The following is a 20,917-nucleotide window of genomic DNA, read 5'->3' as shown; positions in this document are numbered from 1 at the left end:
CACGCGACTCCACCGTCTGGCCCGTCTGGCCCGCGTCGCTCCGCACCGCTCCATGCCAGCGCACCGAGCGCAGGACGGGCAACCAGCCGCAGCCGGGGTTGTGGAGACGGCCCTCAGCCGACCGAGGTCAGCTGCGTGACACCACGCGGGGAACCCTCGACGGGAGTCGACCCGACCCGCACCAGGGCGCCCTTCGCCGTCACGCCCCAGACCGGCTGGCCCGCAGACGCCGAGGAGACGAGCGCCCGCACGTCGTCGAAGAGCGGATCGGGGGGCGGGCTGTCGCGGAGGTCGTCAGGAGCGCCGTCGAGCGACAGCCAGGTCACCTCGGAGAGGCCATGAGCGGCCGTGAGGACGAGCACGTGGTTCGGCCCCTCCCACCCGAGGTCGCGCACGCCGGCCGATGTGGCGACCAGCCGGGCCGGTGACGCCTCGAGGCCGTTGCCGATCCAGCGCAGTCGACTCTCGACGACCTCGTCCCGACCGCGGACACGGATCGCTGCGACGAGCCGGGTCCCGTCGCGCGAGACGAGGAGGTCGGTGACCGGCGCGCCGCTCACCCCCGGCACCCGAACCAACCGCTGGCGCCCGCCGGCCACCACGCTGACGACCGCTCCCGACGTACGCCGGTCGAGGAGCCACGCGCGCCCGGAACGGTCCCATGCAGGATGCGCGAAGTCCTCCCCTCGCACGACTGTGACCGGACCGGATCCGTCGAGTGCAGCGAGCCGGACCTGGTGGCCGTCGGCACTCACCTCGGCGCGGCGCGTCTCCTCGAGGTCCACACTCACCTCGCGCAGCGCGTACGCCGGCGCGTCGGGGCCGTCGATCGACGCGATGCTGTCGCGGGTCACGCGCACGGGACGCCCCTCGCGCACCCCGAAGAGGACCTTGCTGGCCGTCGCGGCTGCAGGGTCGAGCAGGGAGCCTGCGCTGACCGGGATGTCGGTCAGCCCACCCTCGAGGGTGAGCGGCGTTTTGCCGAAGCGGACCTGGAAGGTCCGCACGCCGGGCACCTGGCGGAGCGTCCACGCCAGCTGGGCGGCGAGCTCGGTCCGGGACGCAGGAGTGGGCAGCCGTGGCTCGCCGGCGAGGTCGACGCGTGCGATGCCGTCCCTGACGGTGACCGTGCCGTCGGCGAGGCGCAGTCCGTCGAGCCGGGTCGCGAGCCACGGCGCGTCGGGGTCAGGCGGCCCGGCCAGGAGGGCGCGGACGAGCGAGGTGGCGAGCTGCTCACCCCGCGGCGCGAAGACGGGTTCGGGCACCAGCACGTCGTACGCCGGGTCGAGGAAGTGGACCTGGAACTGGCCGTACTCACCGCCGAACCAGCTGCGGCGCGCCAGGAGCGCGTCCGGCAGCCCCGCGATCCGCCACTCGCCGTCCTCGCGCTCGAGACGGAGGCGGACGCGCTCCTCCCCCGACGGGAGCTCGCCGCGCCAGCGGCCGGCCTCGTCGAGCCAGGCGGCGCCGGTCAGGGTGAGGTCGCCGGGCGCGCCACGCGTGAACGAGCTGATGCCGTCGTAGAGGACAGTCCGCCGCTGCGGCTTCCAGTCCTCCGCCGCCTGCTGGGTCAGGAACTCGCGCGCCGTGGAGGTCTGCACGGGGCTGGCGCCCATCGCGTCCAGGAAGCCTGTGACGATCGCCCGCGGCTCTGCTCCCGGAGCAGGGCCGGGCGGGGTGTAGCGGATCCCGGCGCCGGTGGCGGTGACGTCTCCCGGCTGGTCGCGGACCCCGCCCCCTTCGGGCAACGTCACACAGCCTCCCGTGGCGAGCAGACCGGCGAGCGCGGCGAGCACACCCGCACGCCGCAGAGGCGTCACGGCTGGTCTCCCGCGTCGCGCGGCACCAGCGGGAGCGGCGAGTGGCGCAGCAACCGTCCCGCCCTGCGCGGCACGGTGAGCCGGAACTGCGCACCCTTCTGCGGCTGTCCCCACGCCTGCAGCCAGCCACCGTGCAGATGGGTGTCCTCGAGCGCGATCGAGAGGCCCAGCCCGGTACCGCCGGAGGTGCGGGTACGGGCCGGGTCGGCCCGCCAGAAGCGGTTGAAGACCAGCGCCGACTCACCGACGGCCAGACCGACGCCGTAGTCGCGCACGGTCACCGCTGCCGAGTGGTCGTCGCCGGCAACCCGGACGACCACCCCGGTCTCGGCATCGGCGTGGTCGATCGCGTTGGTGACCAGGTTGCGCAGGATCCGCTCCACGCGGCGGTGGTCGAGCTCCGCACGGACGGGCCAGTTGGCGATGTCGACCGTGACCGTGACGCCGCGCTGCTCGGCAAGCGGGCGGGTCATGTCGACGACACGGCGGGCCAGCTCCCCCAGGTCGAGGTCCTCGACGTCGAGGGCGGCCGCTCCGGCGTCGAAGCGGCTGATCTCGAGCAGGTCGCCGAGCAGGCCCTCGAACCGGTCCACCTCGGTCTGCAGCAGCTCGGCCGCCCGTGCCGTCACCGGGTCGAAGTCGCTGCGGGCGTCGTGCAGGACCTCGCTGGCCATGCGCACGGTCGTGAGCGGCGTACGCAGTTCGTGGGAGACGTCGGAGGTGAACCGCCGCTGCACGCGCGACAGCTCCTCGAGCTGACGGATCTGACGCTGCAGGTTGGCCGCCATCTGGTTGAAGGACTGGGCCAGTCGGGCCAGGTCGTCCTCACCACGGACCGGCAACCGCTCCTCCAGCTGACCCGAGGCCAGCCGCTCGGCCACCCGCCGGGCCAACCGGATCGGCGAGAGGACCTGGTGGGTCACCAGCCAGGTCAACAGGCCCACCAGCACGAGCAGGAGCGCCCCGGTGGTGAGCAGCGCCTGGCTGAGCAGGGCGAGCGTCTGCTCCTCCTGCTCCATCGGGAAGAGGTAGTCGATGACATAGCGACCGCGATCCGCCGGCAGGCGTACGACGTGGCCGACCGCCACTCCCGCGACGTCGAGATCGGGACCGCTCGTGTCGTCGATCCGCACGCGGGTGAAGGCCCACGACGACCGGTCGCTGTCGACGAAGTGCCGGGTCAGCCCGGCCGGGACCGACGCGGGATCGAGTCCCGGGGACGAGCGGACGCCGGGGGCCGTGCCGGGGTCGGCACTCACCGGCCCGACGAGGACCACACCGAAGCCGCGCACCTGACCGAGCTCGGCGAGCGGCTCGAAGAGGAGCGCGACCTGCTCGGCGGTGTCGTAGTCGGTGCCGGGCAGGGCGGCCAGCCGCGTCTCGACCTCCCGCGTCTCGCGTGCCGCCTCGGCGACGGAGGCGCGCACCTTGTCGTCGACCAGGCCGGTGCGGATCTGGCTCATCAGGAACCAGCCGGTCGCCGAGATGACGAGGGCGCCGAGCGCGATCGCGCTGAGCACGATGCGGACCTGCAGGGAGCGGCGCCAGATCGCCGGACCGCGACGTACCGTCGCCGACACGAGACGACCGGTCATCTAACTGGGCACCCTCAGCTGCGTCCGGCCTTGTAGCCGACACCGCGCACGGTGACGACGATCTCGGGGTTCTCCGGGTCGTTCTCGATCTTGGAGCGCAGCCGCTGCACGTGGACGTTGACCAGGCGCGTGTCGGCAGCGTGGCGGTAGCCCCAGACCTGCTCGAGGAGGACCTCGCGGGTGAAGACCTGCCACGGCTTGCGTGCGAGGCAGACCAGCAGGTCGAACTCGAGCGGCGTCAGGTTGATCGGCACGCCGTCACGGGTGACGACGTGACCGGCGACGTCGATCGCGACCGGCCCGATGGCGAGGGACTCCGGCGAGGGAGCGTCCAGGCGACGCACGCGGGCGCGGATCCGGGCGACGAGCTCCTTGGGCTTGAACGGCTTGGTGACGTAGTCGTCGGCCCCGGACTCGAGACCGACGACCACGTCCACCGTGTCGCCCTTGGCGGTGAGCATGACGATCGGCACGCCGGACTCGGCGCGGATCTCCCTGCACACGTCGATGCCGTCCTTGCCGGGCAGCATCAGGTCGAGCAGGAGCACGTCGGGGCGGTACTCGCGGAACGCCGCGAGGGCCTGGTCACCGCGTGTGCAGACGCGGCTCTCGAATCCCTCCTGGCGCAGCACGATCGCGAGCATCTCGGCGAGGGACGCGTCGTCGTCGACGACGAGCACCTTGCCCTTGGTGGCGTAGGCCTCGGAAGGCACCACGGATCCGCTCACTGCACCACTCCCGACGTGTTCGTTGCTCAGTAGCGGTAGTGCTCGGACTTGTACGGGCCCTCGACCGGGACGCCGAGGTAGTCAGCCTGCGCCTGGTTGAGCTCGGTCAGCTCGACACCGATCGCGTCGAGGTGGAGCCGGGCGACCTCCTCGTCGAGGTGCTTCGGGAGCACGTAGACGCCGATGGGGTACTCGTCGAGCTTCGTGAAGATCTCGATCTGCGCGAGCACCTGGTTGGTGAAGGAGTTCGACATGACGAACGACGGGTGGCCGGTCGCGTTGCCGAGGTTGAGCAGGCGGCCCTCGGAGAGGACGATGACCTTCTTGCCGTCGGGGAAGATCCACTGGTGGACCTGGGGCTTGATCTCGTCCTTGACGATGCCCGGGATCTTCGCGAGACCGGCCATGTCGATCTCGTTGTCGAAGTGACCGATGTTGCCGACGATCGCCTGGTGCTTCATCCGCTCGAAGTGCTCGACACGGATGATGTCGAAGTTGCCCGTCGTGGTGATGAAGATGTCGGCGAAGTCGACGACCGACTCGAGGCGCTTGACCTCGAAGCCGTCCATCGCGGCCTGCAGGGCGCAGATCGGGTCGATCTCGGTGATGATGACGCGCGCACCCTGGCCGCGCAGGGACTCGGCCGAGCCCTTGCCGACGTCGCCGTAGCCGCAGACGACCGCGGTCTTGCCCGCGATCATCACGTCGGTGCCACGGTTGATGCCGTCGATGAGCGAGTGGCGGCAGCCGTACTTGTTGTCGAACTTCGACTTGGTGACCGAGTCGTTGACGTTGATCGCCGGGAAGAGCAGCGAGCCGTCCTTGAACCGGTCGTAGAGGCGGAGGACACCCGTGGTGGTCTCCTCCGTGACGCCCTTGATCCCGGCGCCGATGTTGGTCCAGTAGGTCGGGTCGTTGTCGAGGGAGCGCGCGAGGACCCGGAGGACCTCCTTGTACTCCTCGTTGTCGGTGCTGTCCTGCGAGGGGACGGCGCCGGCCTTCTCGAACTCGGTGCCCTTGTGGACGAGCAGCGTGATGTCGCCGCCGTCGTCGAGGATCATGTTCGGACCGATGGCGTTGCCGTCGGCGTCCTTGAACTGGAAGACCTTCTCGGCCTCGTCCCAGTACTCCGCCAGGGTCTCGCCCTTCCAGGCGAAGACGGGGGTGCCCTTGGGGTCCTCCGGCGTGCCTCCCGAACCCTCCGGACCGACGACGACCGCGGCAGCGGCGTGGTCCTGGGTGGAGAAGATGTTGCAGGTGGCCCAGCGCACGTCCGCACCGAGCGCGGTGAGCGTCTCGATCAGCACACCGGTCTGGATCGTCATGTGGAGCGAGCCGGCGATGCGCGCACCCTTGAGCGGCTGCGAGTCGGCGTAGCGGCGGCGCATCTCCATGAGGCCGGGCATCTCGTGCTCGGCGAGGGTGAGCTCCTTGCGGCCGAACGCGGCCAGGGAGAGGTCAGCAACCTTGTAGTCCATGAATTTCCTCATGCAGTGAAGAACGGTGTCTTGCGGTGCATCTGCACTCGTCCGGGATCTCCCGCGCACGACAGTGACCCAGCGTACAAGCGCGGACCGGATCAGTGGGCTTCGGCGCCCTCGCGGTGTGGCAGCAGGTGCATGACGACCGCGACGACCGCACCCACCAGGAGGCCGACCACGGCGGAGGCGGCGGTGTTGACCAGCCAGGCGACGGTGCCGGCGACGGCCTTCAGGACGCCTCCCGCGTGCTCGAGCGCGTGGTGGACCTCTTCCTCCCAGTGGTGGACCGTGTCGTAGGGCCATTCCCACCAGCCGAGCTCGGCGACGTTGATCAGGAGGATGTGGCCACCGACCCAGAGCATCGCCACGATGCCGACGGTCGAGAGACCGGAGAGGAGCTTCGGCATGGCCGCGACCAGGCCACGGCCGAACTTCTGGACGGCCGGCGAGCGCCGCTGCGAAAGGGCCAGCCCCGCGTCGTCCATCTTCACGATGGCGCCGACGACGCCGTAGACACCGATGGTGATCGCGATGGCGACCACGACCATGATCGCGAGCCGCGAGACGAAGCTCTCGTCCTTCACGGAATCGAGGGCGATCACCATGATCTCGGTCGACAGGATGAAGTCGGTGCGCACTGCTCCGGAGATGAGCTTCTTCTCCTCCTCGGGCGTGTGCTCGACGGTCTCGAGGTCACCGACGAGGTCGTCGTGGTGCGTGAGGTGCTCCCAGACCTTCTCGGCGCCCTCGAAGGCGAGGTAGGTGCCGCCGAGGATGAGCAGCACCGGCAGGGCCGACGGCAGGAACTGGCTGAGCAGCATCGCGGCCGGGAGGATGAAGAGCAGCTTGTTGCGCAGCGACCCGATCGCGATCTTCTTGACGATCGGGATCTCCCGCTCGGCCGCGATGCCGTGGACGTACTGCGGGGTGACCGCCGTGTCGTCGATGACGACTCCCGCCGACTTCGCCGTGGCCTTCGCTGCGGCCGCGCCGACATCGTCGATGGAGGCGGCGGCGAGGCGGGCCAGGGCCGCGATGTCGTCGAGGAGTCCGAACAGTCCAGCGCTCATGGCCGGAAGGCTATCGGCTACTCCCCCGCGAGGCCCACGCCGAGGTACTCCGCGGCGTACGTGCCCGAGAGGAGGAGCGACGCGTAGCGCGCCACCTCGCTGCCCGCATCGCTCGCCAGCGTCTCCACCCGTACGCCGGAGCGCGCGGCCGCGGCCTGCAGCCGGCCCCGCTGCTCGCGCACGACCGGGTCGTCGGCGCCGTCGTCGAGGACCAGCAGGAGCGGGCGGACGTCGTCGACCGGGTCGTCGAAGAGGTTGCGCGGGCGGGTCGCCTCGATGACCGGCAGCAGGTGCTCGGCATCGCCCGCGAGCGCGCTGCGGCCCGAGGCCCGACGGATCTGCTCCGCGACCCGGCGCGCGGCACGGGCGCCGAGCGTGGAGCCTCCCCAGACGAGCGGGAGGGCGTCGGCGAGCGCGATGGCCAGCTCCTTGGCGGGGTTCTCGGCGAGGTCCTGGTGGGGCGAGGACTCGAGCGCGACGTGGTCGAGGGCCGCAGCGACCTCGTCGGCGTCGCAGGCAGGACCGAGGCCGACTCGGTGCAGGAGGTCGAGCATCACGACGGCGGTGGCCAGCTGGTCGCCCGTGGTCGCCGGCAGCAGCGTGCTCCAGCGGCCGTCGGCGTGCTCGGCGACCATCGAGCCGGGGCGGCAGGCCACGACCACCTGACAGCCACGGCGCACGGCTTCGGCCACGGCGGAGGCAGCGGCGGGATCGGAGCCCTGCGGCGCGAGCATCACGACGAGGTCGAGGCTGCCGGCCCATCCCGGAAGGCCGGGATTCGGCCAGGCGACGAACGGCACGGGGCACCACGGCTCGAGCACCGCGCGGAGCAACCGCGAATCGGGTCCAGCCGCGATCACCGCACGCGGACGCTCGCTGCCGCGCTCGCCAGCAGCACGCTGGATCGCCTCGGCGGCCTCGCCGGCCTCGCGGCGGACCCGGGCGCCCGACTCGGCGAGCTCACGCAGGCGGAGGTCAGCGGCGGCGAGCGCCGTCGCGTCGTCCAGCCGGGCCTCGTCGAAGTACGTCATGTCTCGCTCCGCTCGGGACTACGCGGGCTTGCGGGCCTCGTCGACCAGCAGGACCGGGATGTCGTCGCGGACGGGGTAGGCCAGGCCGCAGCCCTGGCAGACCAGCTCCTCGGCGACCGGGGCGAGCAGCCCCTTGCACTCGGGGCAGCGGATGATCTCCAGCAGGCGGGGGTCGATCTTCATCGGTCGCTCCTGATCAGGGTGAGTGCCTCGTCGCGGACGCGGGCCATGGTGGCCTCATCCTTGCCCTCGGCATTGAGGCGCAGCAGCGGCTCGGTGTTGGAGGCCCGGACGTTGAACCACCAGTCAGTGTGCGCGACGGTCAGGCCGTCGAGCTCGTCGAGCGTGACGCCGTCGCGGACGGCGTACGTCTCCTTGATCGCGGCGAGGACGGCGCCCTGGTCGGCGACGGTCGAATTGATCTCGCCCGACATCGGGTAGCGCGCGTAGTCGGCGAGCAGTGCCGACAGCGGCTTGTCCGCCTCGGCCAGCGCCGCCATCGCATGGAGCGCGGCGAGCATGCCGGAGTCGGCACGCCAGAAGTCGCGGAAGTAGAAGTGGCCGGAGTGCTCGCCACCGAAGATGGCGCCCGTCTCGGCCATCGTCGCCTTGATGTAGGAGTGGCCGACGCGGGTGCGGACCGGGGTGCCGCCCTGCTCGGTGACGATCTCGGGGACCGACCGGCTCGTGATCAGGTTGTGGATGATCGTGCCGCCCGGCTCCTTGGCCAGCTCGCGGTCGGCGATGAGCGCGGTCAGCGTCGACGGGGAGACGAGGCCGCCCTTCTCGTCGACGAGGAAACAGCGGTCCGCGTCGCCGTCGAACGCGAGGCCGATGTCGGCACCCTCGGCGACGACACGGTGCTGGAGGTCGACGAGGTTCTCCGGCTCGATCGGGTTGGCCTCGTGGTGGGGGAACGTGCCGTCGAGCTCGAAGTACATCGGGACGAGGTCGGCCTGCTCGGCACCGAGACGCTCGAAGACAGCAGGAGCGGTCAGGCCGGCCATGCCGCTGCCGGCATCGGCGACGACCTTGAGCCGGCGGCCCTTGACCGGTGCGAGCGAGAGCAGGTGGGCGGCGTAGGCCTCCAGGACGTCGTGGCTGCTGATGTCGCCCACCCGGCCCGCGGCGGGCTGCTCGCCCTTGAGGACGAGGTCGCGGATCTCGGCGAGTCCGGTGTCGACCCCGACAGGGGCGGCGCCCGGCTTGCACAGCTTGATCCCGTTGTACGCCGCAGGGTTGTGGCTGGCGGTGAACATCGCGCCCGCGTGGCCCAGGTGGCCCGAGGCGAAGTAGAGCTGGTCGGTGGAGGCGAGCCCGATCAGGACGACGTCGGCACCCGCCTGCGCTGCACCGTCGGCGAACGCGCCGGCCATGCCGGGCGACGACGGGCGCATGTCGTGGCCGACGACGACGGTGTCGGCGCCGAGCACCCGGACGAAGGCGGCGCCGATGCGGTGCGCGAGCTCCTCGTCGAGCTGGCTGCCGACCAGGCCCCGGATGTCGTAGGCCTTGAAGATGGCGTGGAGGTTCTCCGCGGAGAGGGTCCCAGTCGTCATGTCGGACATGCGGCCGAGCCTAGCGGGGTTCAGTCGGAGCTGAGCGCGCGGAGGTGACCGCGGCGTGAGGTCTCGCGCATGCCGTGCTCGGCCGGGCGCGTGATCGCGGGCTCGCGGGGCGGCAGGGGCCGGGCCGCCTCGCGGACCGCGTCCGCGAGGGCGAGCAGGTCGTCGCTGGACGGACCGGCGAGCGAGGGGTCGGCGGCGAGCCGGAGGACCTCCCAGCCACGGGGAGCCGAGAGGCGCTCGCTGTGGAACTCGCACAGGTCATAGGCGTGCGGCTCCGCGTGGAGCGCGAGCGGGCCGACGACGGCCGTCTGGTCGGCGTACACGTAGGTCAGCGTCATGACGGCCGGACGGCCGCATGCAGTCTTGGAACAACGACGGGCTGAGCTCACGGGAGAGACGCTACCGCCCGTCGAGGGCTGTCCGGTTTAGGCTCGCCCGCGTGAGTGTTCGAGACCGCCGGGGACGCGGCATGCGAGGGCCGGGCGTCATGCCGGCCTGGGCCGGCGGCGTGCGATCGATGCCTGCTCGGCCGACGACGCGCGAGCGCTTCGACGACGTCGTGCTCGCGATCGCCGACGCGATCGACGGCCGTTGGGAGCGCGAGCTCCGGAGCGTCGGATCGCTCGAGTACGCCGTCGAGGACACCCCGCTGCTCCCCGAGGGCTGGGCGCACGAGTCGATCCCTCTCGCCTCGATGGTCCGCGGGACGGCGGGCCATCCCCACCGCCTCGTGCTCTTCCGGCGACCGATCGAGCACCGCGCGCCCGAGCGCGAGGATCTCGAAGCCCTCGTCTTCACGCTCGTCGTGGAGAACGTCGCCGACCTGCTCGGCCTCCCCGCCGAGGACATCGACCCGCGCTACCGGCCGGACGACCAGTAGCGCGCTAGCTCGGTGGCCAGGCCGGCCGCACCGCAGGAACCAGCAGGTGCGTCGCGAGCCTCCGCAGCGGCAGGAGCGCGGCGCCCGTGGCAGCCTGGGTCCGGACGACCGATGCCACCGGGACGTCCGCGGCCACGACCACCCGGCGGGCACCCCTGGGAGCCGCGACCACGCGGGTGGTGCCGGCTGCGACCTTGACGACCACCTCCGGCCGACCGTCCCACCGCACGCGGACGGCGCCGGCCCGGTCGCCGGCGGCGAGCACGAGGGACACGGTGCCGCTGTCGGGGACGACGGCCCCGCTCTGGCCTGCGCGGAGCCTCATCGCGGGGTGGTGCACGAGGTCTCCGGCGACCATCGCCCGCAGACCGGCGGCCACGGGCGCCGTCGCGTCGACGACGAGCGAGACGTCCTCGGCGGAGGTCAGCTTCTTCAGGGCAGCAGACAGGTCGGTCACGACCACGCGACCGGCGGGCACACGGATCTCACCCACGCCCGCGGGAGCGAACGTGCTGCGGAGGCCGGCCAGCCGCACCGTGACCTGCGCTTCGCGGCGTCCGGGATTCACCAGGGTGAGGACCCGCGAGGTGGCGACCCGGGAGAGTCCGGGCAGCACCTGGCGCCGCGTCGGTGCAGAGCCCGACGTGAGCGCGTCGGCGCGGAGCGCCTCGCCGACCTTGCCGAACTCGTCGCGCATCGAGGCCGCCAGACGGCCACGGGTCACGACCACGCGCACCGCGAGCTCGCGGGCGTTGGGGGCGATCTTCTCCAGGGCGAGCGTGGACACACGGCCGCCACTGATCGTGAGGCCACGGGACTCGATCTGCTCGAGCTCGCCGTCGGTCGACCAGACCGTCACGTCGGCCACGGCCGGACCGCCGTCGGGATTGGCCAGCGACAGCGTCGACAGGTGCGCGGCGCCACCGCCGGCACCCACGAACCACCGCACACCACCCGGGACGACGCACTCGCGCGCCGACGGCCGGGGGCCACCGAGGCGGGCTCCCAGCAGGCCGGGCGCGAGCGCCTCACTCGCGCGGACCAGCATCGCGTCCGCGCTGGAGACGGTCGCGGTGCCACCGGCCTGCAGCGGCACCGGCGTACGGGTCGAGCTGGCGGGGACACGGCGCGTGACGGTGCCCTCGCCCGGTGCCGCTGCCGAGGCAAGCCGGACCGGGCCCTTGGTCGAGGCCGGGCAGAAGAGGTCGGCGCTGGTCAGCGCCTGCGCCTGCGGGGCACGCCGGGCGACGTCCTGCTGGGTGTCGGCAGGCGCCTGCAGCAGCAGGGCGAGCAGGGTCACCAGCGGGGCACCCACGCCGATGGCGGTGGCCGGGCGCAGCTTGCGGGCCTTGATGAGGGCGGCGCGGCGCCCCGGGAGCTGGCTCATGCGTCCTCCTCGCGTCGGGTCGGGCCACACAGGACGGCGACCACGAGGATCGCGAGCAGCTGGAGCGTGACCAGGACCCGGTGCCACCACGGGTCCTCCCCCGCGACCGCGTCGCCTCGGGCTGCCTTCTCCAGCTGCCAGGCACGCGTGCGGGGATCGGGTGCGCTCGCCTGGGCCAGGCCGTCGGCGGCGTCGAGACCCGCAGCAACCTGCGCGGAGGCCGGCGCCGGGAGGAGCAGGTAGTCGATGCCCTCGGCGGTGAGGGTGTCGAGGACTGCCGGCGTCGGGCGGGAGACGAGTGCGGTCACCGCGGTGTCGAGGTGCTGGTCGGGTCCGGTGAGCGCGAGGACCTCGTCCTCGCCGAGCGTCGTGCCGTCGCCGCGGTGGACCTCCCAGGTGATGCCGTTGGGCACGTCACCGCGGATCACGAGGACGCCGTGGCCCAGTCCGTCGTCAGCCGCCTGCACCATGTACGCCGGCACGTCGGTCTTGGTCGGCCGCTGCAGCTGGTCGTCGCCCACGGTGACCCACCAGCCCAGGCCCACCACCGGGCCGAGGACGGCGACGAGGGCGACGAGCGCCCCCACCGGGACGCGCCACTCACGCAGGTGCGGGCGCGGGACCTGGAGGCCCTGGGCGGCCACGACCGCGGCGGTGAGCAGGCAGCCCTGGATCACCACGACCAGGAAGCCGAGGCCGGGGCGCACCGGGCCAGCGGGCAGCTCCACCGTGACGTGGCTGAGGATCGCGGCGACCACGGCGGCGACCGCGACGAGGATCCAGCAGGCCAGCACGGGCACCCGCGTGCGGGGGCGGAGGAGCGCGACGAGGCCCGGGACGACCAGCAGTAGCCCTGCCCAGACGGGGGCACCGAGCCCACCGACGCGGCCGGCGATCAGCTCGAGCGCATCAGGCGTCGGCGAGAGCCGGCCGGCCTCGAGGAAGAGCGCCGCCGGGTCGTGACCGATCATGCCGACCGCGCCGGGCAGCAGCAGGCCGGCGGGCACGAGGAGCAGGACGACCAGCGGGAGCCAGATGTCACGGGAGGCGACGACGTCACGGGCGAGGACGAGACCGAGACCGAGCAGCACGGCGACACCGAGCAGGGCGACCAGCCACGCAGACGGGGTGAACGCCGTCAGCAGGGTCAGCATCGCGCCCCCACGCCACGCTGCGCGCCAGCGACGGTCCGCCGAGCTCTCGAAGAGCCCGGTCACCACGTGTGCGGTCCACGGCAGCAGGGCGGCCGACGCGACCGTGCCGAACCGGCCCTGCCCCCACGCGCCGGAGGCGACGGGCACGGCGGCGTACGCGATGGCGCCCCAGAGTGCGACGCGGGTGTCGAAGCGGCCCGTGGTGAGCTCGCAGACCGCACGCAGGAAGCGCCAGGCACCCCAGCCCGCGAACGGCACGGCGACCAGGAAGAGCAGCGAGACGACCACCGTCGGCGAGCCGAGGCCGATGGTCGAGGCCGCGAGCGCGAACGGAAGGATGTAGCCGGGCGCCGGCGCATCGGTGCCCTGCCCCAGCTCGTGCCAGCCCTCGAGACCGAGGTGCCACCAGTCGGCCGCCTCAGCAGGAGCGGGACTGAGCGCGCCACCAGCGATCGGACCGAAGGCGATGCGGGCCGCCCAGAAGCCGAGGATCGCCGCGGCCGTGACCGACAGCGCCAGCGGACTGGTGAAGAAGCGGGCGACCAGACCGGTGTCCGCGAGCAGGTCGTCCTCGTCGTCGACGACCGGCGTCGGCAGCCCGAGCCGCTCTGCACGGGCGCTGCGGCGACGGTCGGCGGCATCGCGACCGTGCAGCGCTACCGCGGAGATGAAGTCGGTGACGGCGTCGAGGCCGTGCCGGTAGGGCACCCACCACGGAGGTCGCAGCCCCTCGGTGTCGCCCGTCGCCGGCGGGAGCTCCGCGCGGCGACGCCGGATCGCCGGCAGTGTGCCGAGGGTGTTGAGGAGGGCGGCGAACTCGTCGCCGGCGTGACCTGGCTGCCGGGCGAGCAGGTAGCCGACGGCGCGCAGCACCGTGCCGGCCATCAGCCGGAGCAGGCCGAGGAGGAACCACCGCTCGCGGTTGACCAGGAGCGTGTAGAGCGCAGCCTCGCGCTCGTAGCGGTGCGTGCGGGTACGCCGGCCCGACAGCGAGCTGCGGCGTACGCCGCGGTGGGCCGCCTCGGCGTGGAAGACGACGGCAGACGGGACCACGATGGTGCGGAGGCCGGCGCGAGCCGCCCGCCAGCCGAAGTCGATGTCGTTGCCGTAGAGAGGGAGGTTGCGGTCGAACCCGCCCAGCTGCTCGAGCACCTCGCGGCGGACCAGCATGCCGGCGGTGTTGACGGCGAGGACCTCGCGGGCCGTGTCGTGCTGGCCCTGGTCGTACTCCCCCCGCTCGAGCCCGGTCTCGCGGCGGCCGGTGGCGGAGATGGTCACGCCCAGCTCGAGGAGGCGGCGCAGCGAGGGCCACTCCCGGAGCTTCGGACCGGCGATGGCGGCGTCGTGGGTGGTCGCTGTCGCGACGAGCCGGGCGAGCGCCTCGGGCGCAGGGTTCGCGTCGTCGTGCAGGATCCAGACCCAGTCGGTGGTCACCTCCGGCAGGAGCCGGGCGATCGCCTCGGGGAAGGAGCACCCGGGCTCCGCCTCGCGGACCGCGTCCGCGCCGAGCGCCTCGCGGAGCAGGTGGGCCGACTGGTCACTGCTGCCCGTGTCGAGGGCGATCACGCGGTCGGGCTGCTGGACCTGGCCCGCGAGGCCCTCGAGCACGGCGGGGAGCCAGCGGGCACCGTCGTGGCTGACCAGGAGGGCGGTGACTGTCACGCAACGGACCCTAACGGAGTGGCAGGACAGGGAAGAACGCGAAGACGGGGGCCCGAGGGACCCCCGTCGACTTCGGCGTGGTGACGCTGGTGGAGCAGGTGAATCAGACGGCGCGCTTCTTCAGCTTGCGGCGCTCCCGCTCGGAGAGACCGCCCCAGATGCCGAAGCGCTCGTCGTTGCCGAGGGCGTACTCGAGGCAGTCGGACTGGACCTCGCAGGTGTGGCACACCTTCTTCGCCTCGCGGGTGGATCCGCCCTTCTCCGGGAAGAACGCCTCGGGATCGGTCTGGGCGCACAGCGCGCGCTCCTGCCAACCGATCTCCTCGACGTCGGAGTCGAGCAAGTACAGCTCACGCATGGGACTCCCCTTTGTGTCGACCCTGAAACTGCTGGCCCGTGTGATCTTGGCCGATGCCCCGCACAACTTCCCCGCTGTGAACGACACTACGGGAATTACATGCCTGTCATGCACGGGAAGTCAAGCCCGTCTCTGCTATAGGCACAACCAGTTGGAATGCGCGACTATCGGGCAGGTTGTCCTCGTGCAGAGGATCACCGTACTGGCGGCCGGCGCCAGCGGGGCCCGATTCTCCAAGGACCTCGTAACGGGTGTGCGCACCGGGTCCGTCGAGGCCCCCGATTCTGTGACGATCATCGCGAAGACCACGGCGGCAGCCCCGCGGCAGCCGTCCCGGCAGCCCTCGCGCCGACCCGACCGCCCAGTCCGTAGACTCCGCACGTCCGACTCCTGACGACCGTCACCGACGAAAGGTCCCGAACAGCCGTGGCCACCTCCTCCTCCGACCGACGCGCCGCCGTCGACAAGATCCGCCGCGACGCCAAGCGGGCTGACCAGCGCCAGGGCCGGATCATCCTGACGGTCGCGATCATGATCGCGCTGCTCATCGTCGGCACCGCCGCCTTCAAGCCGGTCAAGGACTGGTGGGACCTCCGCTCGCTCCAGAAGATCGAGCTCGCCGACCTCGGCGCCAAGGCCAGCGTCTGCGGCGAGCGCATCCTCAAGGCCGCCGAGGGCGAGCAGAACCACGTCCCCGCCGGCACACCGGTCGCCTACACCGACGCACCGCCGGCGTTCGGACAGCACGAAGAGGTCTGGGACCAGATCACCCGCAAGTTCTACACGTCGACCGACCGCCCCAACGTCGAGAAGCTGGTGCACAACCTCGAGCACGGCTACACGATCGTCTGGTACGACAAGACGATCGCCGACGACGAGAAGCAGCTCGACCTGCTGCGCGGCATCGCCGACAAGTTCAAGGGCGAGGACGACTTCCGCCTCAAGATCAAGATCGTGCCGTGGACCAAGGAGGACGGGAAGGCGTTCCCGAAGGGCCAGCACATCGCCTTCACCCACTGGGCGAAGAACGCCGCAGACGAGGACAAGGAGATCGCGACGGCCGCGAAGGTCACCGCGCAGGCCGGCGTCTGGACCTACTGCTCGGAGGTCTCCGGCGACGCGCTGAAGAAGTTCATGGTCGCGTACCCGTACCTCAACAGCCCGGAGCCCGCGGGCGGCTGAGCCACCGCGACACTCCCGAAGGGGCGCGCCGACCTCAGACGAGGTCGGTGCGCCCTTCGTCCTTGAGGCCGTTGACGATCGCCTTCACGTCCTGAGCGTGGTCGCGCGCGGCGACCAGGAGGGCGTCGTCGGTGTCGACGATGACGACGTCGTCGAGGCCGAGGACCGCGACGAACCGACCGGTGCCGGGCACGACCAGCCCCGACGAGCTGCGACTCCGCACGAGGTCCGCGTCGCCCAGGACGGTCAGCGCTCCCGACGCGTCGGGGTCGAGGAGGTCGCCCAGCGAGGCGAAGTCGCCGACGTCCTCCCAGTCGAACGCGCCCGGCACGACGGCGATCCGGCCGGCTGAGGCCGCCGGCTCGGCGACCGCGTGGTCGAGGGCGATCTTCGGGAGCGTCGGCCACAGGCGGGCCATCGCCTCCTCTCCCCCGGCCGCGATGGCACGGAGGTCAGCAGCGAAGCCGGGATCGTTCTCGCCCAGCAGGTCGAGCAGCACCGACGGGCGCACGACGAACATGCCGGCGTTCCAGCGGTAGTCGCCGGACGCGACGTACTGCGTTGCGACGGGTGCCGACGGCTTCTCCACGAACTCCTTGACGTGGTGCGCCGGGACGTCGGCCATCGCATCGCCGACGTGGATGTAGCCGAACCCGGTCGCGGCGTACGTCGGCTCGATGCCGAGCGTGACCAGCCAGCCCGCCTCGGCGGTCGTGATGGCGTCGCGGACGCACTGCTCGAAGGCGTCCCTCCCGGCAGCGCCGTCCGGGATGACGTGGTCGGCGGCGAAGGAGCCCATCACCGCATCGGGGTCCTCGCGCTCGAGCAGCGCGGCGGCGAGGCCGATGGCGGCCATGGAGTCGCGCGGGGTCGGCTCGGCGACGAGGTAGTGCTCCGGGACCTCGGGCAGCTGGCGGGCGACAGCGGGGAGATGCGCAGCGCCGGTGACGACCACGATGCGGTCCTCGACGAGCGGCCCGAGCCGGTCGGCCGTCGCCTGCAGCAGGGAGCGGCCCGATCCGGTGAGGTCGTGGAGGAACTTCGGGGCTCCGGCCCGCGACAGCGGCCACAGGCGGGTCCCCGCGCCACCCGCAGGGATGACGGCCCAGAAGTGGTCAACCGAACTCATGCCGTGAAGGCTAGGCCATGGGTTCCGCACCCGCACCGGGAGCACCGCTTGCCAAGGGTCGGTCCCTAGGCTTGCGCCATGACCGCGCCTGCACCCTCCACGTTCGCCGACCTGCTCGGACGGATCCTCCGCAGCGAGCCGGGGCGCCCCCTGGTCACCTTCTACGACGACAGCACCGGCGAGCGGGCCGAGCTCAGCGGCACGACGTACGCGAACTGGGTGGCGAAGACTTCCTCGCTGCTGGTCGAGGAGCTCGACATCGAGCGGGGGAGCCGCGTGCTGGTGGACCTCCCGATCCACTGGCTGACGCCCGTGGTCATGGGCGCCGTGTGGAACGTGGGCGCGGAGGTCACCAACGAGCGCGACCGTGCCGACCTCGTCGTCTGCGGACCGCTCCGTTCCCGCCTCGAGACGTACGCCGCCGGACCCGCGCCCGTGCTGGCCTCGGCACTGCTGCCGATGGGTGTCCGGTTCGCCGACCCACTCCCTGCCGGAGTCCACGACTTCGGAGTCGAGGTCTGGTCGCAGCCCGACGCCTTCGTCCCGTGGGACCCGGCCGACGGCAGCGAGTCGCTCTGGCGGGGCGTGACGTGGTCCGACCTCGTCGCGCCGGGCCCGTGGTCGGGTCACCGGCTGCTGACCACCGTCAATCCGCTCGCCGACCCGTCCGTCCTGCTCCAGCCGCTGCTCAGCAGCGGGTCGGTGGTGCTGTGGCGCAACCCCGACCAGACACGGCTCGAGGTGCTCCGCAGCCAGGAGCGCGTGACTGCGGAGCACCTCGTGGTCAGGGAGCCCTGACGGCTCAGCCGATCAGGTCGTAGCCCGCGAAGCCTGCGCCGAGGTAGCGACGCTCCGCGAAGCCTGTCGAGGTCCCGGGGAGCAGCCACAGCGTGCCGCTGGAACCGCGGCCGACCAGGTCGCGTCGGCCGTCGCCCGTCACGTCACCGGCGCCGACCACGCTCGTGAGCCCACTGAGGTCCGCTGCCAGCGCCTTCGGCGAGCCCTGGTTGCTGGGCAGCCAGCCGAGCGCGGTGTTGGCGAGGACCCCCGTGTCGAGCGTGCCGCCGGCGTCCCACCGGCCGAGGTCGACGAGACCGGTGCCGGTCAGCGTGGTCGAGCTGAGGAAGGCGTAGGTGCCGAGGGCCGAGGCGCGGTTGCCCGGGAAGACGACGAGGCGTCCGGACTTGGTGCCGGTGAGATCGGGCTTGCCGTCGCCTGTCACGTCGCCGGCCGCGGTCAACATGCCGACCGTGTTGAAGTCACGGGTGTCGATGACGGTGCCCGCCGTGAGCTTGCCCGTGCCGGTGCCGCGGTAGAGCACCAGGTCGCCGTTGGTCTGCCGCGTGATGACGTCGCCCTTCCCGTCGCCGTCCCAGTCGCCGACGTTCAGCACCAGGTTCGCGCTCCGGAAGCTCACCCCGGCCGAGACGGTCCGCCGGAGGTTCACGTGGCCGGAGTGCGGTACGACGACCAGCGAGTCGCCGGAGAAGCCCACGGCGTCGGGCTCGGCCGAGCCGAGGACCGGCGCTGCGGAGACCCAGGTCAGGCCGGAGAGGCTGCCGTCCGCGGGGATGAGCTTGCCGAACGAACCCAGGCCGTTGCCCGGGGCGACCAGCACCGCGCCAGCGCTGGTGCGGAGCAGCAGGTCGGGGAGCCCGTCGCCGCTGAGGTCGCCGTAGCCCGTGAGGACCGGGTAGTTCCAGGTGCCGCGGAGCAGGCTCCCGGTGCGCACGTGTCCGGCGCCGTCGCCGTTGTAGCGCGTCAGGCGACCGCTGGCATCGCGCACCAGCAGGTCCGCGCGGCCGTCACCGGTGATGTCGCCAGTGGCCACCACCTTGGTCGCGCTGCCGAATCCCGTGGCGAGCACGGACTTGGTGAACGAGCCCGCGCCATCGCCGCGGAAGAGGATCAGGTTGCCGGTGGCCCGCTTGCGACCGACGAAGTCGGCGTGGCGATCACCGTCGAAGCGACCCACCGCCGTGATCAGGTCATAGCCGATGAAGCTCCGCAGCGCCTTCAGGCCACGGCCGAAGGTGCCGTCACCGCGGCCCGGACGGACCACCGTCACACCGGTGCTCGACAGGCGCGCCACCATGTCCGAGCGCCCGTCGCCGTTCAGGTCGGGCGAGAGCACGCGGGCGTTGTACCGCGACCAGCCGGTGCTCCTCGTGACGGGTGCGGAGAACGCGAGCAGGCCGCCGGTCGGCACGACCACCGCGGCCCCGTCGGAGGTCCGGCGGGCGACCAGGTCCGGATACGCGACTCCGTCCAGGTTCGGCACGCGCGGAGCGCCGGTGACGGGCGCCAGGGTCGTCGTGGAACCAGCGAGCTGGTACTTCCGCGCGGCAGCCCGGATGTCCGGCATCTTCGCGTAGAGGTAGCGCCCCGGGCACGCGGTCTGGCCGGCGTCGCGGTGGCCGTTGATCGCCTGGAAGTAGCGCGACCCGACGTACTGGCTGGTGTCGTTGGCGGCGATGCCGTGCAGGGAGAGCTTCCACGCATAGAGGCGGGCGTACGCGTCGAGCGTCGCGGTGCTCGGCTGCGCCTCCTCGTAGTTGCCGATGGCGGAGGCGGCGAACGAGTAGGAGTTGTAGCCCTGGGTGTGCGCACCGATGACGGCCTTGTCGACCCCGCCGTAGCGGCCTTCCCAGATCCGCCCGAAGCGGTCGATCAGGAAGTTGTAGCCGACGTCGTTCCAGCCCTTGGTCTGGGTGTGGTACGCGTAGATGCTCCGGATGATCGCCGGCACCTGGTCCGCGGAGTAGGTGTTCGCGTTGACCGTGTGGTGGATGAACCCGGCCGCGATCTTCCCGTAGGAGACCGTGCCCTTGCGCAGGGACTCGTTGGCCCCCCACTGCCGGCGGGAGTAGATCGTCGGCCGGGCAACGGTGGTGCCGGCCTGCAGCTTGAGGGCGCCCTGGTCCGTCTCGATGGTGGTGTCGGCAGCAACCTCGGAGGCCGTGCCGGTCGAGATCGTCGGCTCTTCGAGCGCGGTGCCGGCGCTCGCGCCGGGGTCGACGACGGCCATCTGCAGGTCGGGGGTCTCGACACCGCGGGCGGTGACGACCCGGGTCTGGACCTCGTCGACGTCACCGATGATCAGCGGGTCGGTGCCGGGGCGCGCACCGAGCGCGTCGGGACTGCCGAGGTCGGGCCCCTCCTCCGCGTTGTAGTGGAGCTCCTCCCAGTCCGACCACGCACCGTCGACGCGGGTGCGCGCCTGGACCGCGATCTGGCCCTCCTCCACGCCGGTGCCGGGCTCCCAGGTGACGCCGATCGCACCGTAGCCCTTGACCTGCTGCGGCGCCGTCTCGACGACGTCCCCGTCGGTCGGCACCGGCTCGTCGCCCACCTGCGCGACCTCGTCTGCGGTGACATCGGTCGCCTCGTCGATCGGCACCTGCGTCACGCGGGGCGCGACGGGCGCGGTCTCGACCCGCGCCTTCGCCGTGGGCGCGGGCGCCGGCGCGGGGCTCGTCGTCCCCGTCGGCTCGTCCGGGGTCCGCACGTCGCCGTACTGCGCCGCCTCACCGGGGCGCGCGACGACATCCAGGGAGATGACGTCGGCGGCAGGGCCGAGCACCGCGAAGGCGGTGCCGACGATCAGCGCCTGCTGGCAGACGGTGACGAAGCGGGACTTGGTGGGGCGCATGTGGGGACTCTCCAGTGCGGGGAAGTGTCACAGGAGCCCCCAGTTTCACAACAGTCACAGGGGTAACGGAAGAGTTCGTGAGTAACTACAAACCTGTAATTTCCACTCGACACGCCGACTGATTCGAGAAATGTCAAATTACCTGCGTGTTCACTCCAGCCGCAGCCACTTCGAAGAACCTCCGCACACGACAGAGGCTCCCCACCGTCCAGGACGGTGG

At 71.9% G+C, this 20,917-nt stretch carries 17 protein-coding genes; 3 read left to right on the top strand and 14 right to left on the bottom strand.

The window, feature by feature from the left end:
- Nucleotides 1–113 precede the first annotated feature (113 nt).
- From VLF38_RS04355 to VLF38_RS04315, 9 genes are all read right to left on the bottom strand, one after another.
- Complete coding sequence (locus VLF38_RS04355) at nt 114–1,820, bottom strand: GerMN domain-containing protein (RefSeq protein ID WP_325270060.1); 1,707 nt, start codon at nt 1,818–1,820, stop codon at nt 114–116.
- The gene (gene mtrB, locus VLF38_RS04350; protein ID WP_325270059.1) at nt 1,817–3,415 is read right to left on the bottom strand and encodes an MtrAB system histidine kinase MtrB; all 1,599 of its coding nucleotides are present in this window, start codon (nt 3,413–3,415) and stop codon (nt 1,817–1,819) included. The genes VLF38_RS04355 and mtrB overlap by 4 nt, the downstream gene beginning before the upstream one ends.
- 14 nt (nt 3,416–3,429) lie before the next feature.
- A complete protein-coding gene (mtrA, locus tag VLF38_RS04345; protein WP_325270058.1) occupies nt 3,430–4,128 on the bottom strand; it encodes an MtrAB system response regulator MtrA in 699 nt (232 codons plus the stop codon).
- Between the two features lie 41 nt (nt 4,129–4,169).
- The gene (gene ahcY / locus VLF38_RS04340; RefSeq protein ID WP_325270057.1) at nt 4,170–5,621 is read right to left on the bottom strand and encodes an adenosylhomocysteinase; all 1,452 of its coding nucleotides are present in this window, start codon (nt 5,619–5,621) and stop codon (nt 4,170–4,172) included.
- Nucleotides 5,622–5,722: 101 nt separating this feature from the next.
- On the bottom strand, nt 5,723–6,694 hold the full coding sequence (locus VLF38_RS04335; RefSeq protein ID WP_325270056.1) for a DUF808 domain-containing protein: 972 nt from the start codon (nt 6,692–6,694) through the stop codon (nt 5,723–5,725).
- A 17-nt stretch (nt 6,695–6,711) separates the two neighbouring features.
- The gene (locus tag VLF38_RS04330; protein ID WP_325270055.1) at nt 6,712–7,725 is read right to left on the bottom strand and encodes an SIS domain-containing protein; all 1,014 of its coding nucleotides are present in this window, start codon (nt 7,723–7,725) and stop codon (nt 6,712–6,714) included.
- A gap of 18 nt (nt 7,726–7,743) precedes the next feature.
- The gene (locus VLF38_RS04325) at nt 7,744–7,902 is read right to left on the bottom strand and encodes a Trm112 family protein (RefSeq protein ID WP_349255576.1); all 159 of its coding nucleotides are present in this window, start codon (nt 7,900–7,902) and stop codon (nt 7,744–7,746) included.
- 2 nt (nt 7,903–7,904) lie between these two features.
- Nucleotides 7,905–9,284: a phosphomannomutase/phosphoglucomutase gene (locus VLF38_RS04320; RefSeq protein WP_414689361.1), complete on the bottom strand. Its 1,380-nt coding sequence runs from the start codon at nt 9,282–9,284 to the stop codon at nt 7,905–7,907.
- A gap of 29 nt (nt 9,285–9,313) precedes the next feature.
- Nucleotides 9,314–9,682 (bottom strand): DUF3499 domain-containing protein, encoded by a 369-nt coding sequence (locus tag VLF38_RS04315; protein ID WP_325270052.1) that lies wholly within the window; start codon nt 9,680–9,682, stop codon nt 9,314–9,316.
- Between the two features lie 50 nt (nt 9,683–9,732).
- On the opposite strand from VLF38_RS04315, the gene VLF38_RS04310 reads away from it, so the two are divergent.
- Nucleotides 9,733–10,173, top strand: a complete 441-nt coding sequence (locus VLF38_RS04310; RefSeq protein WP_325270051.1) for a metallopeptidase family protein — start codon at nt 9,733–9,735, stop codon at nt 10,171–10,173.
- A 4-nt stretch (nt 10,174–10,177) separates the two neighbouring features.
- On the opposite strand, the gene VLF38_RS04305 is transcribed toward VLF38_RS04310, so the two are convergent.
- The 3 genes from VLF38_RS04305 to VLF38_RS04295 all read right to left on the bottom strand — a co-directional run bounded on the left by VLF38_RS04305 (nt 10,178) and on the right by VLF38_RS04295 (nt 14,734).
- Entirely contained in the window at nt 10,178–11,560 is a 1,383-nt protein-coding gene (locus VLF38_RS04305) for a DUF5719 family protein (RefSeq protein WP_325270050.1), read from the bottom strand.
- Entirely contained in the window at nt 11,557–14,376 is a 2,820-nt protein-coding gene (locus tag VLF38_RS04300) for a glycosyltransferase family 2 protein (RefSeq protein ID WP_325270049.1), read from the bottom strand. The genes VLF38_RS04305 and VLF38_RS04300 overlap by 4 nt, the downstream gene beginning before the upstream one ends.
- Before the next feature lie 103 nt (nt 14,377–14,479).
- Nucleotides 14,480–14,734, bottom strand: a complete 255-nt coding sequence (locus VLF38_RS04295; protein WP_107698990.1) for a WhiB family transcriptional regulator — start codon at nt 14,732–14,734, stop codon at nt 14,480–14,482.
- 426 nt (nt 14,735–15,160) lie between these two features.
- Between VLF38_RS04295 and VLF38_RS04290 the strand changes: the two genes are divergently transcribed.
- A complete protein-coding gene (locus tag VLF38_RS04290; RefSeq protein ID WP_325270048.1) occupies nt 15,161–15,916 on the top strand; it encodes a DUF3105 domain-containing protein in 756 nt (251 codons plus the stop codon).
- Nucleotides 15,917–15,950: 34 nt separating this feature from the next.
- On the opposite strand, the gene VLF38_RS04285 is transcribed toward VLF38_RS04290, so the two are convergent.
- Nucleotides 15,951–17,045, bottom strand: coding sequence for a mannose-1-phosphate guanylyltransferase (locus tag VLF38_RS04285; RefSeq protein WP_325270047.1), 1,095 nt, complete (start codon nt 17,043–17,045; stop codon nt 15,951–15,953).
- 78 nt (nt 17,046–17,123) lie between these two features.
- Here VLF38_RS04285 and VLF38_RS04280 point away from each other — a divergent pair, with 78 nt between their 5' ends.
- Entirely contained in the window at nt 17,124–17,843 is a 720-nt protein-coding gene (locus VLF38_RS04280; RefSeq protein WP_325270046.1) for a TIGR03089 family protein, read from the top strand.
- Nucleotides 17,844–17,847: 4 nt separating this feature from the next.
- On the opposite strand, the gene VLF38_RS04275 is transcribed toward VLF38_RS04280, so the two are convergent.
- Nucleotides 17,848–20,697 (bottom strand): FG-GAP-like repeat-containing protein, encoded by a 2,850-nt coding sequence (locus VLF38_RS04275; protein ID WP_325270045.1) that lies wholly within the window; start codon nt 20,695–20,697, stop codon nt 17,848–17,850.
- Between the last annotated feature and the right edge of the window lie 220 nt (nt 20,698–20,917).

Source organism: Nocardioides sp. (assembly GCF_035481145.1).
GTDB lineage: Bacteria > Actinomycetota > Actinomycetes > Propionibacteriales > Nocardioidaceae > Nocardioides.
Note: the sequence above shows the minus strand (reverse complement) of the source record. Positions and strands in the feature narration are given on the sequence as shown.

Excerpts from the sequence above, each read along its gene's own strand:
- mtrB (WP_325270059.1), bottom strand. The coding sequence starts at position 3,415 with ATGACCGGTCGTCTCGTGTCGGCGACGGTACGTCGCGGTCCGGCGATC.
- ahcY (WP_325270057.1), bottom strand. The coding sequence starts at position 5,621 with ATGGACTACAAGGTTGCTGACCTCTCCCTGGCCGCGTTCGGCCGCAAG.
- VLF38_RS04335 (WP_325270056.1), bottom strand. The coding sequence starts at position 6,694 with ATGAGCGCTGGACTGTTCGGACTCCTCGACGACATCGCGGCCCTGGCC.
- VLF38_RS04330 (WP_325270055.1), bottom strand. The coding sequence starts at position 7,725 with ATGACGTACTTCGACGAGGCCCGGCTGGACGACGCGACGGCGCTCGCC.
- VLF38_RS04320 (WP_414689361.1), bottom strand. The coding sequence starts at position 9,284 with ATGACGACTGGGACCCTCTCCGCGGAGAACCTCCACGCCATCTTCAAG.
- VLF38_RS04305 (WP_325270050.1), bottom strand. The coding sequence starts at position 11,560 with ATGAGCCAGCTCCCGGGGCGCCGCGCCGCCCTCATCAAGGCCCGCAAG.
- VLF38_RS04295 (WP_107698990.1), bottom strand. The coding sequence starts at position 14,734 with ATGCGTGAGCTGTACTTGCTCGACTCCGACGTCGAGGAGATCGGTTGG.
- VLF38_RS04285 (WP_325270047.1), bottom strand. The coding sequence starts at position 17,045 with ATGAGTTCGGTTGACCACTTCTGGGCCGTCATCCCTGCGGGTGGCGCG.
- VLF38_RS04280 (WP_325270046.1), top strand. The coding sequence starts at position 17,124 with ATGACCGCGCCTGCACCCTCCACGTTCGCCGACCTGCTCGGACGGATC.
- VLF38_RS04275 (WP_325270045.1), bottom strand. The coding sequence starts at position 20,697 with ATGCGCCCCACCAAGTCCCGCTTCGTCACCGTCTGCCAGCAGGCGCTG.